This window comes from Brevibacillus reuszeri (assembly GCF_001187725.1).
Classification (GTDB): domain Bacteria; phylum Bacillota; class Bacilli; order Brevibacillales; family Brevibacillaceae; genus Brevibacillus; species Brevibacillus reuszeri.
In genome coordinates this window covers 5038-23136 of the sequence record NZ_LGIQ01000004.1, presented here as the reverse complement: position 1 = coordinate 23136, position 18099 = coordinate 5038, and the positions used below count along the sequence as shown (strand labels likewise).

The following is an 18099-nucleotide window of genomic DNA, read 5'->3' as shown; positions in this document are numbered from 1 at the left end:
AATGGGTGGCAACAAGGAAATGGTAGGAAGAGTCTCTGTTCGCAAAATGATCATTTGGTTTTGCGGTTTACTGTTGGCATTCATTGTTCTCGCCGGACTTTTTGCCCCATTACTTGCTCCGCATGATCCGAATTTTGTTGATTTAAAACATAAACTGGAGAGTCCATCAGCAGAATACCCACTTGGTACAGATCAATTAGGAAGATGTGTATTCTCAAGGCTACTTTACGGTACTCAAGTTTCTTTGAGCCTTGCTTTATTGATTGTGTCATCTTGCTTGGTAATTGGTCTATGTATCGGTTGTTGTGCAGGTTTTATAGGCGGCAAAATCGATAGCGTAATCATGCGTGCATGTGATGCTATTCTCGCATTTCCTTCCTTGATCCTTGCGATCAGCCTGATTGCAATGTGGGGAGCAGGGTGGAAGCAGATGGCGATTGCTCTGATTATTGTTCAGTCGGTTTACTACGGTCGATTTATTCGCGGATTGGTACGGGATTTGAAAAAGCAAAATTATATTGTCGCAGCCAAAATATGTGGGACATCGACGTTTCAAATTTTAATCCGTCATATTATCCCGAATTTGATGCCTTCCCTGATTGTAGTTGTTACGCTCGAAATTGGTTGGGTGATCATGGATATTTCAGCCTTATCTTTTATCGGATTAGGCGTTCAATCTCCTACTCCGGAATGGGGGGCCATGATAAATGAAGGCAAATCGTTCTTGCGTAGTGAGCCACGATTAATGATTGTACCAGGGTTGATGATTTTCGCTATGGTATCTCTACTTAATGTCTTGGGGGAAGCTTTGAGTGAGAAAAAGGGATACACAAAATCTATCCGAAAGCTAGCCAAAGCTGCGGTCAGCGAAAGGTAGGTTAAAGGCAATGAACAAAAGAGACATTTTGCTTGATGTGAACGGATTGAATATACAAATTCATACGAATCATGGGCAGGTATCTACTGTTCGAGATGTATCTTTTCAGATCATGGCAGGTAAAGTCCTAGGGATTGTGGGAGAGAGTGGGTGTGGCAAATCACTGACTTGTCTGGCGATTCTACAGTTATTGCAAAAGCATGCCATCATGCAGGGCAGCATTCGTCTGCAAGGTAGAGAGTTGACGGGTATGACTTCCAAGCAAATGCGCAATTTGAGAGGGAAGGATATGTGCTTGATTATGCAAAACCCAATGAATGCCTTTAATCCTGTACTGAGCATTGAAAAACAATTTGTGGAGACCATCAGAACCCATACCGCTATGTCGAAAATCCAGGCTAAAAATGTTGCGCTTGAATGCTTGAAGGAAATGAATTTACCTGACCCAGAAAAAGTATTGGAACGATATCCATTTGAATTGAGTGGAGGCATGTTGCAACGTGTAATGATTGCGTTATCCATAGCGATGCGACCTGCACTCTTGATTGCTGACGAGCCAACTACTGCGCTGGACAATGTAAATAGAAGGACGGTCGTTGAGGCATTTCGTAAGATCAAGAAAGAAGGGGAGACTGCGATTTTGCTGGTTTCTCACGATTTGGAAGTGATTAACGAGTTGGCTGACGAAGTAGCTGTTATGAAGCAGGGAGAGATTGTGGAAATCGCTCCAGCAACACAGCTTTTTACCAACCCAAAGCACGAATATACGAAGCTGCTTCTAGATGCTAGAATGGTTGCTGAGAGCAGAATTGGATAGGAGTCGAACGGAATTGAATGCTATAGCTAAGGAAAGTCCTTTCTCAAACCGTGCCGTTTGGCTTTATGCCGTTGCTTTTGTTTTTTATGCAACGAATCATATGCTAATTATTGCATTGCCATTTTTTTCGCAAAGCTTGGGTGCAGGGCGATCGGAAATTGGGATGATCATGGGAGCTTATATGTTTGTATCGATGTTCCTTCGTCCATTGGCAGGAGCGGTCGTGGATCGATACGGTTCGAAAAAGATTTTTATGGTTGCACTTATTTTGAATGCGCTTGTTCTTACTTCTTACACCTTGGAAAATCTGTGGGCATTTGCATTCATGCGCGCGTTGCAAGGGGCGATATTGGCTTTCTTCTCCATGACCATCCATTTGATCATTATGGATCTGTTGACCGATAAAATGCGGGGCCAGGGGTTGTCCTTGTTGTCATTGTCATCAATGGTACCGTATACGTTTGTGCCTGCTCTTGTGTTGTACATGAAAGATGAAGTCTCCATGACGAGCATGCTACTGATCTTTGCTGGATTGGGCTTTTGCAACATTCTGATGGGGACACGCCTTTATCGGGATATGGATGTTAACTTGGCGAAAAAATCTGAAGACACCGGAGACGGATCACAAGACGTTAAAGAAAAGAGGTTTGCCAAGGCGCTGTTCGTTCCGTCGATGATTATGTTACTGGCATCTATCGTGTTCAGTGTGGCGCCAACATTCTTGCCACTGTATCTAGAAAGTCGCGGCCTAGGTTCTGCTCCGCTCTATTTCTTGACGGAGACAGCGGTTTTGATCGTCATCCGTTTTTTTGGTCGTAAATACATCCCCTCCACGGGAACTTTTCCAAAATGGTTAATCGCCGCTCTTATCGTTTGTTTTACTCTTTCTCCGTTATTGCTATCATGGTCGCTATCTACCCCAGTGTTAATTTTGTCGGCGATTTGCAACGGACTGGCCTTATCCCTTCTGTACCCTACGCTGATGACGTACATATCGTTTGTCGTCCCAGAAGAGAATCGGGGTTATTCCATCGGATGGTTCATTGCAGCTGCTGATTTCGGCACATCGTCTGGAGCTTTCTTCATGGGATGGATAGCTGACGCACTTTCCTATCAGGCGATGCTGGGAGCAGCGGTGATCGTAGGTATGGCTACATTCATACTTGCCCTTCTGTATCGTTCGCAAAAGGCGGTGGTAAAATGAGTCTTTTGGTGGTGAATCAAGTAACTAAAACCTATGGGTCTTCTGGATGGTCTCGAACAGGGAAGCAGGCGGGGTCAGGAGTGACAGATGTTACTTTTCAAGTAGAGCCGGGAATGTGCTTAGGGATTTTAGGAGAGAGTGGAGCGGGCAAAAGTACATTAGGGAAAATTGTGCTTGGCCTTCTCCCTCCTGACAGTGGCAGTGTAGGGTTCCAAGGAATGGATTTGTACCGTTCGGATCGTCACACAAGAAAAAGGTTACGCCGAGATTTACAGGTCGTTTTTCAAGATTGCTATTCTGCGGTGAATCCGAGAATGACGGTCAAACAGATTATCGGAGAACCTCTCCGCAATTATGAACGGTTATCTGCGAAAGAAGAGAAGCTCGTCATAGCCGAATTGCTGGAGACTGTAGGTCTTGCTACAACAGATATGGAAAAAATGCCTGATCAGATGAGCGGTGGGCAGCTTCAGCGCGTGAATATTGCAAGAGCGATTGCCTTGAAACCAAAGATGATTGTGCTCGATGAGCCGGTAAGCAGTCTGGATATGATTGTACAGAAACAGATCTTGTATCATCTCAGAGAGCTTAAGGAAAAGATCGGTCTCTCCTACTTGTTTATTTCTCATGATGTTTTAGCGGTGAACGTCTTGTCTGACGAGGTTGCAATCATCGAGCGAGGCAGAATAGTGGAAACAATGGAAACTGCCCATATGTTTCATTGTGTGCATCCTGCCTCGAAAAGGATCATCCATGGATAGGGAAAGATAGGGATGTCCTATCCAACTGAAGAAGAGCGTAAAAAAAGTAAAAACCCTTGAAATCAAGGGTTTTTTGTTTTGGGTGCGCCCAGCATGGGCGATAGCTCTAGGGTGTAAGTCCCGAACGGGGGTTTGCTGTACCAACCGTTAGCTCAAGGCAAGGGTGTCCACCGTGAGGTGGAATCTGGAGGAAGCCGGCGGCAAAGTAGCCTGCTGGAACCTCTTTGGTTGCAGTATACCAGAAGAATGCACACTAGGATCGATTCCGGCAAAGGCAACAAGTTTTTTAGGGTGATTAAACCGCTCTATCTCACCAATTTCAGAGATAATCGTTGCCACGATTTTTTCTCCGATACCAGGGAAGCGATAGATTGGATAATCTTATATTCTTCAATTTCTGATGTGCTGTCTTGTAAGATTACGGAGATTTAACAGAGCTGTAACCATCTTTTCTTATGATGTTGTAGTTCCTCCTTGTAATACAGCTCACATAAGTGATAAGCATCGATCGCATCAGTTTTCACCTTGCGTGTTCCATTTCTACTGAATCGTAGTTGTAAACAATATTACCAAGTGGTGTTGTCCGTTGGTGAAGGTCACCTGTACCATATACCCAGGCTTTAGTTTTACCAGTATTTAAATCTAGTCAGTGTCAAAATTAATAAAAATCATTACCGTAACCAACCTTTTGCGGTTATATCTACATCTACATCCTTGATATATCTAAAGGAGCAGTCAGAACTTACTGTAAAATCAGCTTCCAGAGTAACATCTGTAGAATTCACACCGAAGGATGATGTGATTCGTCTCCCGGATACATCTGCCAGAGTAGTAGCATTATATACCGTTTACAACAGGGTGCCATGACGGTTTTTTTCCCCTACACACGTCACGTCTATAAGAGGATAGGTGCCGTGTCCAACAAGGTGCCATGCGCGTACAGTAGGAGGAGAAATCCAATTCATTGCCGGGGGAGACGAGATGGAAAACGTTGAAAACGAAAGACCTGAACTGTCCGTTATCATCCCAGCGAGTGACGAGGCAGTTAAGATACCACATATGATCAATTTGGTAAAAAAACTATCTCCTTCGATCGAAGTGATCGTGGTTTGCACGGGTGATGCACCCATTACGTCTTTGTTGGCACATGGCTCTGGAGCACGGGTCATCCATGTAGGTTCACACTTCACCTATGACGAAGGGAGAGCCATCGGTGGGTATCACGCCAGAGGAGACGAACTGCTCTTTCTGGACGAGAGGCTGTCCGTACCGTTGCAAGACTTGAGAAAATATGTAAAGGCAATCAAACAGGGCTGGGACGTGGTCATAACCTCGGATTCCGGTCCTTCTTCTCAAGAGAAAAGTACGCCGGAGAAACTGGCGTTCCAGCTGTTAAACCACTTGACAGGAAATGCGGATATGAGAACCGGATCGATGTACAAGATTCCCTACGCACTAAATAGGAAGGCATTCGAGCAGGTTGGGTATGAATCGTTGGCCGTTCCACCTCTTGCGCAAGTGAAGGCAATCGTTCATAACCTTTCCGTCAAATGGATCCAGCCAAGCTGCCCCTTGGTTTGGAATCAAGCTCCTGTCCAGACCATGATAAAAAACACCAGTAAAATCTTAGATGATCACATGGAGGCGATCACCCTTCTGACGCAAGGCAAGGGCTCCCGAGGCGGATTGCTGGATGGTGAACGCTACAGAAATATATTGCAAGTCCCCGGGTCACTTCATTTACGGTCGGTTTACCTTCAGGAACCGAATGACTGGGAGGGCGAGGGGGGAGCAAATACCAAGCGAAACGGACACGAACCCGCAAAAAGAAATAACAAGAAGCGAATCACATCCTCCCAAAAAATCGAAAATCGCACCAGGCTTAGCGTCATCATTTCTGTTCAACAGGATGAAGCCACCATCAAAAGAGTTCTCCAACAGGCGAAGCGACTATATCCGAAAGAAATTTTGGTTGTAGTCAATGGCTGTCACGACCGTTCCCTAGAGTTCATCTTAAACCATTCTTTTTATTCGATGACGACCTACGTTTACCCCTTTCCATTAGGGCAAGATATGTGGAGAGCGATCGGAGCACAGGAGGCTACCGGAGACGTCTGGCTGTTTCTATGTGGGGACAAGGTGATACGCGCGGAGGAGCTGCAGCCTTTTGCCAGTGCTTGTTATCGCGATGTTGATGTTGCATTGCGAAAGACCAACAAAATCCCCCTATCTGAAACCAGTGAGATCTCTACTTTAGTACTGGCCAGGAGGTATCTCAATAGCTTATTTGACCGCCATGAGCTGGGAGTCTCATCGATGAACGATCTTCCTTTCGCGATCAAGCAGGAAGCGGCTACCACGATCGGTGTCCACCATTTACACATCCCTCCATTAGCGCATGCGATCGCTCTTGAACAGGAATTGCGAATTGCTAACTCATATAGCATTATAGATGAGATTCACGTAGGAAAGAGCAGGGCGGGATTGAAAAAAAGGAAGCAAAGCTTGACTAGCTTAGGGGATTACCTTGAGGCTTTCTCGTATATAAAAGAAAAGTCTCTAAAGAAACGAACATGACGTAAACATAAAGTAACCGTTGTCACCATAGTGGGGGCAACGGTTTTTATTTTCACCGGCATGGAAACCAACTTTCATTTTGCATTTTCGACTTTTGTAGCGCCATAGATTAATAGGGGGTACCGCCAACAAACCGCGTTTTGCTGGCGGTACCCCATATAGTGTTGTTGAGCAATTGCCAGCATTCCTTTCATCCCTCTCCTATCTGTTCGCCAAATAGAAGAGTAGAGGGTTGTTTAGCAAGGCTTTTTTAATTTTCGGAAATGGTCTGCACCTTTCGGTTGCCAAAGTGTGTACTTTTATTTTGCCAAACACATTGGATTTGAAGATGATTCCAAACAATGTTATTCAGAGCCGAGAAGTTGTATCTGGCGATTCTCATCAATATTTGAGAATCCTGTGTAAATTGAATCATTTCTCTTAGATTTCTATCAGGAAATTATAAGCTAATTTTAATTTAGCTTTAGATATATTCTCAGATTTAATATGTATCATTAAGGCTGTAACAACATAAACACGCCAAGGAGGGTGAGAAATATGATCAACCGAGGATGGGAAATGAACTCAGCAGCAGTTGTACTTATGTGTAAATCGCTATTAGTCAGCGGACAAGCACACGCTGCTACAAAAGGATCACCATCAAAGTCATCAGAAACATCAAACTCTTGGGGAGAAAGATTTTGGCAAGCGATCAACGCACAAGGAATCTGTCGAGAAACGATCTTCTAGCAAAAAAAATTTGAGTATGTAACTGACGAAAATCGATCTTCTGGTAAAAGATCTCTAAGAAAGGTTCTACCCATAAGAGGTCTAAAGAAAAAGAAACACTGACAACGGTTCTATCGACGCAGGATTAAATCTATTAACAACAGCCCAACCAGTTTGCCTCAAGTGGGGCAACAGTGCCGTTATTAAAGCTGGAGAAAAGTACTTGGGTACACCATATAAAAATGCTTCAAGTCGATCGAATAAAAGCACCATGGACTGCTCAGAGTTTACCATGTGGGCATACCGTGAAGGGACATGGAAAGATTTGAGAAGAGGTGGAGCAAGTTCGCAATACAAAAAAGCAACCAAAGTTTCGCGAAACAATCTAGAAGTGGACGTTCTCGTCTTCTTTTCAACAAATGCTACGATGAAATATAGCGCTAATTCAATTAACCGAATTGGACATTTAGGTATTTACGCTGGAAATAAAAAGATTCTTCATACCATGGTAAAGGTGGCGTTACCTATAGCAACATGGTAAGTGGGCTGGTGGAGAACCATTATGTTGGTGCTGGCCGAGTGTAGCAGTAACCACCAAAATTTGTTTTGAAGTAAAAATGAAGATTAGGCCGAAGGACAAGGGTCTGAAAACAATTAAAACTAGCATTCAGGAGGAACATCATGAAAAAGAATCTAATGAAATCAGCATTGGTTATCACACTTATTGGAGGAGGAGTGGCTAGTATTTCCAATTCACCTGCACATGCAGCAGAGCTTACTCCAGAAAATAACATTGCAACTCAAGTTGCAATCGATAACACACAAACACCGGATGGTCAAAAGGTAAATGATCTCATTGAACAGAATGTAACTATCGATGATCATGGTAACGTTGATACCGACACGGAAACCAACGACGACCAAGGGGCCGTTGATACCGACACGGAGACCAACGACGACCAAGGGGCCGTTGATACCGACACGGAGACCAACGATGACCAAGGAACCGTTGATACCGACACGGAGACCAACGATGACCAAGGAACCGTTGATACCGACACGGAAACCAACGACGACCAAGGGGCCGTTGATACCGANCGTTGATACCGACACGGAAACCAACGACGACCAAGGGGCCGTTGATACCGACACGGAAACCAACGATGACCAAGGGGCCATTGATACCGACACAGAAACCAGCGACGACCAAGGAGCCGTTGATACCGACACGGAAACCAGCGACGACCAAGGAGCCGTTGATACCGATACGGAAACCAGTAAAGAACAGAAGTAATATTCATTTCAAATCCCTCTCTTCAGGTTTTTACCTGTGGGAGGGAGATTCATTCGTTTAGTGAAAAAAAGACGGCGACCCCTAGCTCTTTCAGAGGGTACCGTCTTTTTCTTTAGTTTCATTAGGTTCTGCGTTCAAAGATCAATACGTTACGACTGAAGGACACCAGCCGGAACCCGTGATTCAATCAGCAACGCTGAGCGCGAAACGCACGCCTTCCACTCCGTGTATTATACCCTGCATGGGAAGGCACTTCTAATAATTCTCGCTTTTTGAATAATTCTTACCTGTCTACCGTTTCTCGCAGTATTCGGCTCCATGATTTCTTCCAAGGTACTCATCTCTTTCATGGTTTTCACATTGTTGTTGATTTTGTAAAAGGAAAGGGATCGAATCATGGAAGCGGCCACTTTGCTGGTGGCCTTTATAGGTGGAGAAAGATATGAAGAGCTGTTACAAGCGTATTTTTCGTGTTGCATGGCATCAACCCCAAACCTCCTTGTCCATCTTACGATGGTCTCTTTTCACGAAGCGGCAGGATTCACTTTATGTTACGGTCTGTTGATTTGCTCGCACTCTTCTTGGAGTTACTTTGTCACAGAGCTTCAACCGTAGGATCTCTCCGCTAGTTGCCTGTCAGCTACAAGGCGACTTGGCTCTTACCTCGGTTGGACTTTCACCAACTAGCAATTAATGCCTTGCTGAACGCGCATATAAACAAAAAAGTACCAACTTTGTTTGGTACCACAAGGCGGAGTTAGTCTGATTTTTTTAACAAAGTTGAGCTTATCTGTACTAAAAAATGATAAAAACACACAGATTAATCGTCGAAACGTTGTGCATATACAATCAACGTGTTTCTCTATCGTCGTAATCGTTGTGCATGCAGTTTTTCATAGTCTAATTAATAGTTAGGTAGTTAATGGACGAGTAAATACAAATTAAATAGGACGCCAGATTGGATGGCGTCCGAACAAGGGGGAAGTATTAGTTAACTTCTGGATCATCTTATGCAGCTCCACATAAATGTGTGTAAATGCATAGTCTCCTGAAACAATAAAAAAACCGCTAACAACGGTAACCCCGTTGGAGCTACCGTTGTAATGAGTTGTTACTTGAGTTAGGTCCTCCGTTCAAAGACCAGCGTATTTCGATGCGTTGACACAATACGGAATCTGTTATTCAACAAACAACGTCGAACTGGACCCACACGTCGACCGACTACTACATTACACGGTGACGCAGTACCGATGATCCGAACTGCTTGGATAATTCGTACCCGTCGACCATTCACAGTTCTACGGGTAAACTCTATCACTACAATGTCTGTTCTAATTCGAGCCATTTCAATCACCTCGCTTCTCTCTGTATGGAATAGAGAATGCAATTGAGAGAAGATTGGCAACTGATACGAGCCTGTAGACTAAAGAATTGTGCTAATTGATGCGGCATTTAATACAATAGGAATTTTTCTAATTTAAAAAACAGTGTAGTAATTCCCTTGCCATTCCGTTTAACTGCTACCAGTCAAAATTAAGCCAGTTGTGGAGAAGGGATTTCTGTATCCCTATCACCCTCTCCATTGATTGTACCAAAGTAGTCATCCAAATTATTACTTATTGCCTCATTAAAAGGGGTAGTACCAGCGTACTGTCACCACCCGCAAACGTATGGGTTTTACTGGTAATGCCGTTTTTATGTCTTTCTACTCAACGATTTGTTGAAAGCTTGTATTGATATTTGGACTAGGATGATGTGTGATCAAAAGTTTCTTTAATGGCTACGGGTTCAATTCCCCGAAGCTTGCTGCGTTAACGAGCAGGATGGCTTACGATATTAGCACAGTCAACAAGTCCCCTTGATACATAACTTATACTGTTACTGATTATCGTATGTAGGGGGGACCGTATGGGAAGCGTAGCGAGTAAGTGGAATAAGACTTTAGTGTTATTACGTAATAAGGAACTTAGCCAGAATGTTCCTTCGACGAAGTGGTACAGCAAATCAACTTTAAAAGCAATGCTTGAAAGGTACAAGATGGTCTACGTTAAACCGAACACGGGAACGGGCGGTAGTGGCGTCATGCGTGTAGAGAAGTCGGGGGGACATTATAAATACCAGCTAAAGACGACCGCTAGGACTTTCAAATCCTTTGACAGTTTGGCTAGTTTCATAGACAAGAAAAAGAAAAACCGTTCCTATATCATCCAACGTGGGGTTAACTTATTACAGTACAACGGACGCTCCTTTGATCTAAGAGTGATGGTGCAGAAAAACCCGAAAGGCAAGTGGGAAACGACAGGCGTGATCGGACGTTTGGGGCATCCCAAGAAGATCATAACGAACGTTTGCAAGGGCGGTAGTTCAAAGCCTGTTGAGTTACTTTTAGGGAAAAACGTAAACAACCTCAGTCAGTGTAAACAGAGGCTCAGAAGTCTGGGGACGCGTACCGCTCGTCAGTTGAACAGTGCCTACAAGAACCTTAAAGAGATCGGTCTTGACGTTGGTGTTGACCGCTACCTAAAAGAGTGGGTTATTGAAGTGAATACCCGTCCTGCCATATACGGTTTCAAATCGCTTAAAGACAAAAGCATATACCAGAAGATACTCCGTTACCAAAAAATTTACCAGCGGCGTTGATAAATTCATCTAAATCGCCCTATATGAGGTACCGCCAATCAAACGCGGTTATCTTAACTCGTTTAGTTCATGCTATTCATAGTAAACAAAGTAACGCATTTTACCGAAAATGTTACTTCGTTTACGTGATATCTTGACTCTTAAAACAACGTATTCAACGTAGAGGGTTCCTACATTTATGTCTATACGTTTGCGGCTGGGGTCGCCCATTCAAGTCGGTTTAGTGAAGGTTCTAAGAATGTCACCTCATCTAAATCATGAAACAGATTATCTAGAAAAAATTAAAGCTCTGTTTAACTCATCGGTGCAACCGGCTGAGCTATACCAGCTAATAGCTTGTCAACATTCCCAGCTTAGTAATTATAAATCATGTGGTATAGTGAAAAATAAGCATGCCAAATAACCTCCCAATTTGAGATCTGTTGGAAGGTTATACCATTAACTTTTTGTTAATCAGGACGGAATGACTTCTTACTTTTTAAAATGGCATAAAGCCAATGAACTAGCTTATTCGCGCATGCTACTAGTGCCACTTTATGAGGCTTTCCTTCAGCTCTTTTGTGGTCGTAAAACTCCTTTATCCGTGTATTGCGAGAGCGGATAAGCCCACATTGGACGGCCATTACTAGCGCGTACCGAAGCTGCCGAGAACCACGTTTTGTGATTCGATTTCGAGTTGCGGTGAACTTTCCTGAAGCAAAAACACTCGGGTCTATGCCAGCGAAGGCGACCAGCTTCTTTGGGTGATCAAATCGGTCGATTTCACCAATTTCCGATAAAATTGTTGCCGCAATTTTATGGCCAATACCGGGAATCGACTGGATTAAATCATACTCTTCAATCTCTTTAGCCAGGGCATCTATGTTCTGATCCAATTCAGCAAGATGCTCCTGGTATTGAAGAATAAGGGTGATTAGGATTTTTAGATTAATGAAGTGGCTTGCGTACATTGTTTGCTGGAATGGATTTTGTTTTGCTGCATCCAGCAACCTTTGAACTCGCTCGTTCATCCAATCTTCTGATCGACCACGTTTTGAAGAAAGTAGAAGACTGATCTTGGATTTTAGCATTGTTGAATCGGTTTGAATCACTGAATATGATGTTGGAAACTCGTATAAAAACCGTAGTGAAACACTAGAATACATAGCACCGAAGACGCCTTTATAAGCAGGGAAAACTTGATCCAAAACGGCTTGGAATTGCAACTTTGTTTGCACACACATCTTAGAAAAGGCCTCGTATTGCCGCGTTAGATAGCGCAGATTAAGCAACTGAACGCCCCTTTTTTTGAAAGGTTCGAATTCTTCCCTATAGTATAATTCGCCCAAAAGATAAGCATCAGCAGCATCCGTTTTCACCTTACGAAGATTAGATTTTCTAAGGCGGTTTGAAATGAGCGGATTGATAACAATGAATAAAAAGTGATGCTCTTCTAAGAACTGAACCACTGGGCTTTGGTAATGCCCAGTCGCTTCAAGAATCAGTGTAGGGCGCTTTCCAGATACAACCTCAACGTCACGAATCGCTTGAAGCAGTTTCTCGAGACCTTCCTGCGTATGTGCAAAGTGAAAAGTCTTTTTGTACGGTTTTCCTCGGTCTAAAAAAGCTTGACCATGACTTTCTTCTTTAGAGATATCTAACCCGATAACTGGATTCATCCAATCTCTCCTTGATGTAAATTTACCGGTAGCCTCTATGAATCTTCTTGTCGCTCCACAGCATCGCATGTGATACGGGATCGTTGTCCCAACCAGCCTCAATCATGGTCATGACAAGTAGAGGTGAACATTATAGCGCTCGGGATCAAGTCCCACGGGCAGTTGCGTTCGACCCGGCTACCTTAATCCTCAGAGCAAATGCAAAAAGGATCAACCAGAAAGAACTGGTTGATCACATAATACGAATGGGCAGTTATCTTCAAATGCCTATGTTAAAATATGGTTATAAGTGGTCAAGCCATCGAACAATATTTGGGGAGGGCCGGTATGGATAAGAATTCTGTTTATAAAACAAACAGTTTCTATTGGGATACAAAAGGAAATGACTTCTTAGGAGCAATTGTGCTTCCTTTCTATGGAGCATTTGTCTCAGAAGAAAAATGCCAGCTTTTTGGCGACGTTTCGGGGAAAAAGATGCTGGAGATCGGCTGTGGAAACGGTCAATCCTTGCAATATCATGGAGAACGCAAAGCATCTGAACTATGGGGTATGGATATATCAGAAAAACAAATCGAAAAGGCAGCGCAACATTTGAAGTCATGCGGTCTTTCAACAAAATTGATCTGTTCTCCCATGGAAGAAGAATGTGGCGTACCAGTGGATTATTTTGACTTTGTTTATTCGATTTATGCCATAGGCTGGACCAGCGACCTTGAGGGTACTTTTTGCCGGATCGCATCTTACCTTAAAAAAGACGGTGTATTTATTTTCAGTTGGTCTCACCCTATACACAAATGTGTTGTTGCAGAAAATAATAGGCTTGCTTTTAAAAAATGTTATTTCGATGAATCTTGGTATTCGGTATCTCTTGATGATGGCACTCTAACATTATCGGACCGCAAACTATCAACCTATGTGAATGCGTTGGCAAAAGCGGGATTTGTAATTGAGCAAATGATTGAGCAATCTGATGATGAAATCATGCAATTGCGGGACGATAACAGCGATTTTGCAAAAAAAGCAAAGATGCTGCCTGTAACTTTTGTAGTCAAAGCAAGAAAACTATAGGGTATCGTTAGTTGAATAAAAAGAGGTATTCAGGAATGTATTTTTTTGCTCCTGAATACCTCTTTTATTTTCCAATTAGATTTCTAAGTACATATGCGATTAACATGTAGTTCTTTTAAGATTGGTATAAAGAACTACAGAAATACTTTATTTTCTCTGAACATTAATTGGGCATTTCACGACATTAAGCAAATCATTGAATAAAAAGTTGTGTAATATATAACTCCTAAATTTAGTGTCGAGGCCATAGTTTTTGCTGTTTCTTTATATTTAATCAATCTAAATTATTAATGAAATATTAATATGTGCTGCGATTGGAAAGGATGATTAAGAGGATATAAATTAGGAGCGATATTATGCATTATATATTGGCGAGAATACTTACGCCTGTCGTCATTGAAAAGGTAGGCGATTACACGATTATGTATGATGATATCTACCATCATTCAGTATGGGGTGAGAAACACTGCTTATTAGAGAATACTACATTAGATGATAGCAGAGAATTTTGCAAAGTAAGGTTAAATTTAATCGGTAAAATTGTCTTTGTTTACAATACGTACTTTTTATAAATCAAGGGGGGGACTTATTCAAAGCAAGTGGATGAAGAGCGCTGGTATAGGAGATAAACATTTTCTCCAGGGATAGGTTTTTATCCTATCCCTCAAGAGATAAAAAAAGGAACGCCTCTATACGAGAGTCTCATCAATGATTTTGTAGAACAAGGGTTACAAGTTTTTATAAGCCGTATATTACATACAAAGAACGAGATAGATACAACAAGATTTAAGATATTATACGAATCAAACAATCAAACAATCAAACATTTTCCATAGAACACCTTCGGATAGTGTTATTACTTATCAGTAAAAACCTATATACCATTAATAATCTAAGGGGTACAAAAATGAGTTATGAAATATTTGAATGTTGGGATATATCAATACCAGAAACTCCAAATCGGAGTCGTTTATTTCACTTATGCCCAATGGGTTTAGGTACTGAATTAACTGAGAGCCTTACTGGATTTATTTGTAGGCTAGCTGAAGCCCATTGTATCGAAACCGGAACCTTTGTTATCAAAGAACTTGTACCAGTTATGGGGAAGGATTATTTTTCACGAATCGTAAATCGAGGTGGTAAAGGGTATTCTGATTGCGCTGTAAGTATGAACGGTTTTGGGAAAATTGCAAAAGAATGCGTAGAAGCGATTCAGATGTTAACTAAACGTGGAGATTTAGCGCCGTTAACGATGCTGCCCTGGTCAACGTTACTCCCCGACAGAGGAGTGTTACGTTTGAACAGGGCATGGTGCCAAGAATGTTACGAAGAATGGAAATCAAAGGACCACCCCATTTATGATCCGTTAATATGGATGATTTCAGGGTCAACTGTGTGTTTGCGTCATCACACACCTTTACAAACTACATGCAATAACCCAAGTTGTGGAAAGAGGTTACCTATACTAAATAGATATACAAGGCCTGGATACTGTTCGTTTTGTCACCAGTGGTTGGGAACATCCTCCCACACTCGTAGTAAGTATCACAAACATGTAGTTATAAATGATGAGCATCTTCAAAAGACAAAGCTATTAGGGGAATTAATTTCCTATGGTCCGTATTTTTTGGCACGAACAGGTAAGTACGATTTTAATTCAGGGATTAATGGACTTATAAATAACATTAGCCATGGAAGCGTATCTACGTTTGCACGTTTGGCTGGATTGCCTAAAGTAACAGTCTGGGATTGGTATCGAGGAAAGAATAAGGCATCATTAGATGGATTATTAAAGATATGTCTTACTTTGGGCATTACATTGATTCAACTAATAAAAGAAGAACACATGGAGGTTTTTATCGATAAACCAAAGCAGTTATATACATTTAAAATGAATCGGCGACTAAGCAGGCCGTTTGATCAAGACACGGTTAGAATTCAGTTGGAGGAGATTCTCAGTAGTAGTAATACGTATTCAATGTTATCAGTATCTAGAAAAATAAAATATGACCGAAGGCAGCTTTACAAACATTTTCCTGAGTTATGTCGAAAGATTTCAGCAAAATATAAGGTTTTGATCAAGCAGCGAAAACACCTTAGATTTAGATTAGTTAAAGGTCAGATTCGACAAGCTACTGTTTTGTGTTTACAACTGGGGATCAATCCAAGTAGTCGTAATGTGGAGAGAGTCATTTTCAAACCAGCTATATTAAAAGAGAGGGCGGTTCGACAAGCATGGTATCAAACTTTAAAAGATCTTGGTATAAGAAGTAGGGAAAACAATTTTAATGTAGAATAATGGTGTAATAAGTAGATTACTGGTAAAGACTCAACACTTCTCTCAAACCTCCCAAATTTCAATTCTTTAATCAACTTTCCTACACTAATTCAACCAACTCATTGGAGTAATTGTTTCATTTCAATAAGAAAGGTCCAATTTTGTAAAGTAGGTGAATGAATGTTAAGCGAAGACGAGTTCAAATTACTTTGTCTAAAACATAACTTATCAGCTACAGCACAAAACGTAATCCAACAAATTAGGGCTTCTGAACCTGTTCGTCGTGTACAAAGCAACGCGAAAAATGTCTCGGGATTTTACTCAAGTAATAAAATGGGAATGGCCATCCAATTTGAAAGTCATACTTTAGAATTGGCTGCAATATACGAAAAAGAACACGATGAAAATGTACTAGAGTATTACGATCAACCATCCCTGTTTTGTATTACGTATGAAGTGAATGGGCGAAATAGAGGACATAATTATACTCCCGATTTCTTTGTAATCACGTCAGACTGGATAGGATGGGAAGAATGGAAAACAGAGGAGGAGCTCATATCCTTATCTGAGAGATCCCCCACCCGTTATTGTAGAGATAAAAGTGGAAAGTGGCGTTGCCCACCGAGTGAAAGGTATGCAGAGCAGTTTGATCTATCCTTTAGAGTAAGATCTTCAAAGGAAATTAATTGGATATACCAAAGTAACATTCGACTTCTAGAGGACTATCTATTGGACGATGAGCTAGCTGTATCAAAAAAAACAATGCAGACAATTTTGGATGTAGTTAAGGGCAATCCAGGAATAACCGTTGAAAAACTCTTGTCTCAAAGAGAAACCGCTTTTACTTCTGATGATATTTATTCTCTTATTGTATTAGGGGAGCTTTATGTAGATTTACATACTCATCGCATGGTTGACGTGGTTAGTACACCTGTTTTTATTGATAGTCAGACTGCACAGGCATTCAAATTCATGGAAAGAACTCCGACAGTCGAAACACAGGTTCAAGCCTCGTCTATAGAGGTACAAGTAGGTACTGAAATTCAATGGGATGGACAGAGATGGATCATTTCAAATGTGGGTACAAACTCCATTTTCCTAAAGGACAATGATGATTTAACCACAGACATAACCTATGAAGCATTTAAGACCTTAGCCAATCAAGGGAAGATAAAAGGGATAAATAGGCAATTTCATACGGAGAACGATCAAGATGCACATAATATTTTGAGGCAGGCCAGTAAAGAGGATCTTGAAGAGGCGAATAGGAGGTATAAAATAATATCTCCGCGTTTACAAGAGGATTACATTACACCAATAGAGCATCCTTCACGGACTGTAAGGCGGTGGATATCGAAATACCATAATGCTGAAAGAAAATTTGGTAATGGATTCTTGGGGCTAATACCTGAAAAGAAGCGAAGGGGAAATCATCTAGATAAGCTGCCAGTCGAGTCAAAAGAATTAGCCTTGGATTTTATTTTAAACCAATATGAGACTATAAAGCAGAAAAATGTGCTATCCGTATTCAATCTTTATCAAGAAGAATGCAAAGATCGGAACATAAAGGCGTGTAGTTACACAACATTTTGTAAATATGTTCATTTAAGACCAAAATACGAGCAAAAAAGAAACAGAAAAGGAAAAAAAGCAGCCTACGACAAAGAAGAATGGTACTGGGAAATAGATTATAAGACCCCAAGACATGGAGATCGCCCTTTTGAAATCTGTCACATCGATCATACGGAGCTTGATATTGAGTTGGTCTGTTCAAAAACAAAAAGAAACTTAGGCAAGCCTTGGGCAACTTTTATGGTCGATGCATTCACTCGAAGAATTTTAGCTATTCATGTCACATTTGAAAAACCAAGCTATCGTGCCTGTATGATGACATTAAGGGAGTGTGTAAAGCGGCATTCTCGTTTACCAAAGTTTCTAGTAGTGGACGGGGGGAAGGAGTTTGAAAGTATATATTTTGAATCTCTCTTGGCGCTGAATCGATGTCATAAAAAGAAGCGACCGGGGGCAAAACCACGTTTTGGCACTGTTTGTGAGAGATTGTTCGGTACGGCTAATACTATGTTTATTTATAATCTGTTAGGTAACACTCAAATCATGAAAAATGTTAGGCAAGTAACGAAGGAAGTAAACCCCATGTGACTGCTAAACTAAAGTGGACAGTATCCACTAGATAAAATTGGACACTTAATTCCCAAT

Annotated in this window: 11 protein-coding genes and 1 pseudogene; 10 read left to right on the top strand and 2 right to left on the bottom strand. The window is 41.7% G+C overall.

The window, feature by feature from the left end:
• Nucleotide 1: 1 nt before the first annotated feature.
• Genes ADS79_RS03305 through ADS79_RS03290 form a run of 4 tightly spaced genes read left to right on the top strand, consistent with a single transcriptional unit; the run spans nt 2 to nt 3659 of the window.
• Nucleotides 2-877, top strand: coding sequence for an ABC transporter permease (locus ADS79_RS03305; RefSeq protein WP_236699868.1), 876 nt, complete (start codon nt 2-4; stop codon nt 875-877).
• Nucleotides 878-887: 10 nt separating this feature from the next.
• Nucleotides 888-1694 (top strand): ABC transporter ATP-binding protein, encoded by an 807-nt coding sequence (locus tag ADS79_RS03300; RefSeq protein WP_049737017.1) that lies wholly within the window; start codon nt 888-890, stop codon nt 1692-1694.
• 13 nt (nt 1695-1707) lie between these two features.
• Nucleotides 1708-2898, top strand: a complete 1191-nt coding sequence (cntE, locus tag ADS79_RS03295; protein ID WP_049737016.1) for a staphylopine family metallophore export MFS transporter CntE — start codon at nt 1708-1710, stop codon at nt 2896-2898.
• The gene (locus ADS79_RS03290) at nt 2895-3659 is read left to right on the top strand and encodes an ATP-binding cassette domain-containing protein (RefSeq protein ID WP_049737015.1); all 765 of its coding nucleotides are present in this window, start codon (nt 2895-2897) and stop codon (nt 3657-3659) included. The genes cntE and ADS79_RS03290 overlap by 4 nt, the downstream gene beginning before the upstream one ends.
• A gap of 237 nt (nt 3660-3896) precedes the next feature.
• On the opposite strand, the pseudogene ADS79_RS03285 reads toward ADS79_RS03290, so the two are convergent.
• Nucleotides 3897-4057 (bottom strand): annotated as a pseudogene (locus tag ADS79_RS03285) (transposase); the annotation flags it as partial.
• A 583-nt stretch (nt 4058-4640) separates the two neighbouring features.
• Here ADS79_RS03285 and ADS79_RS35920 point away from each other — a divergent pair.
• The 3 genes from ADS79_RS35920 (at nt 4641) to ADS79_RS03250 (ending at nt 10878) form a co-directional block, all read left to right on the top strand.
• A complete protein-coding gene (locus ADS79_RS35920) occupies nt 4641-6236 on the top strand; it encodes a glycosyltransferase family 2 protein (RefSeq protein ID WP_236699867.1) in 1596 nt (531 codons plus the stop codon).
• A gap of 931 nt (nt 6237-7167) precedes the next feature.
• The gene (locus tag ADS79_RS03270; RefSeq protein WP_049737012.1) at nt 7168-7485 is read left to right on the top strand and encodes a C40 family peptidase; all 318 of its coding nucleotides are present in this window, start codon (nt 7168-7170) and stop codon (nt 7483-7485) included.
• A gap of 2661 nt (nt 7486-10146) precedes the next feature.
• Nucleotides 10147-10878 carry a YheC/YheD family protein gene (locus ADS79_RS03250; protein ID WP_049737008.1) on the top strand — a complete coding sequence of 244 codons (732 nt, stop codon included), beginning with the start codon at nt 10147-10149 and terminating at the stop codon, nt 10876-10878.
• Nucleotides 10879-11327: 449 nt separating this feature from the next.
• On the opposite strand, the gene ADS79_RS03245 is transcribed toward ADS79_RS03250, so the two are convergent.
• Nucleotides 11328-12536, bottom strand: coding sequence for an IS110 family RNA-guided transposase (locus ADS79_RS03245; RefSeq protein ID WP_049737007.1), 1209 nt, complete (start codon nt 12534-12536; stop codon nt 11328-11330).
• A gap of 327 nt (nt 12537-12863) precedes the next feature.
• On the opposite strand from ADS79_RS03245, the gene ADS79_RS03240 reads away from it, so the two are divergent.
• From ADS79_RS03240 to ADS79_RS03225, 3 genes are all read left to right on the top strand, one after another.
• Nucleotides 12864-13604 carry a class I SAM-dependent methyltransferase gene (locus ADS79_RS03240; protein WP_152969573.1) on the top strand — a complete coding sequence of 247 codons (741 nt, stop codon included), beginning with the start codon at nt 12864-12866 and terminating at the stop codon, nt 13602-13604.
• Nucleotides 13605-14511: 907 nt separating this feature from the next.
• Complete coding sequence (locus ADS79_RS03230) at nt 14512-15903, top strand: TniQ family protein (RefSeq protein WP_049737004.1); 1392 nt, start codon at nt 14512-14514, stop codon at nt 15901-15903.
• Nucleotides 15904-16062: 159 nt separating this feature from the next.
• Nucleotides 16063-18042 (top strand): TnsA endonuclease N-terminal domain-containing protein, encoded by a 1980-nt coding sequence (locus ADS79_RS03225; RefSeq protein WP_049737003.1) that lies wholly within the window; start codon nt 16063-16065, stop codon nt 18040-18042.
• Nucleotides 18043-18099: the final 57 nt, after the last annotated feature.

Bases quoted from the DNA above. Each gene is read 5' to 3' on its own strand.
- ADS79_RS03225 (WP_049737003.1), top strand. From the start codon at position 16,063: ATGTTAAGCGAAGACGAGTTCAAATTACTTTGTCTAAAACATAACTTA.
- ADS79_RS03245 (WP_049737007.1), bottom strand. From the start codon at position 12,536: ATGAATCCAGTTATCGGGTTAGATATCTCTAAAGAAGAAAGTCATGGT.
- ADS79_RS03230 (WP_049737004.1), top strand. From the start codon at position 14,512: ATGAGTTATGAAATATTTGAATGTTGGGATATATCAATACCAGAAACT.
- ADS79_RS03290 (WP_049737015.1), top strand. From the start codon at position 2,895: ATGAGTCTTTTGGTGGTGAATCAAGTAACTAAAACCTATGGGTCTTCT.
- ADS79_RS35920 (WP_236699867.1), top strand. From the start codon at position 4,641: ATGGAAAACGTTGAAAACGAAAGACCTGAACTGTCCGTTATCATCCCA.
- ADS79_RS03250 (WP_049737008.1), top strand. From the start codon at position 10,147: ATGGGAAGCGTAGCGAGTAAGTGGAATAAGACTTTAGTGTTATTACGT.
- ADS79_RS03240 (WP_152969573.1), top strand. From the start codon at position 12,864: ATGGATAAGAATTCTGTTTATAAAACAAACAGTTTCTATTGGGATACA.
- ADS79_RS03300 (WP_049737017.1), top strand. From the start codon at position 888: ATGAACAAAAGAGACATTTTGCTTGATGTGAACGGATTGAATATACAA.
- ADS79_RS03305 (WP_236699868.1), top strand. From the start codon at position 2: ATGGGTGGCAACAAGGAAATGGTAGGAAGAGTCTCTGTTCGCAAAATG.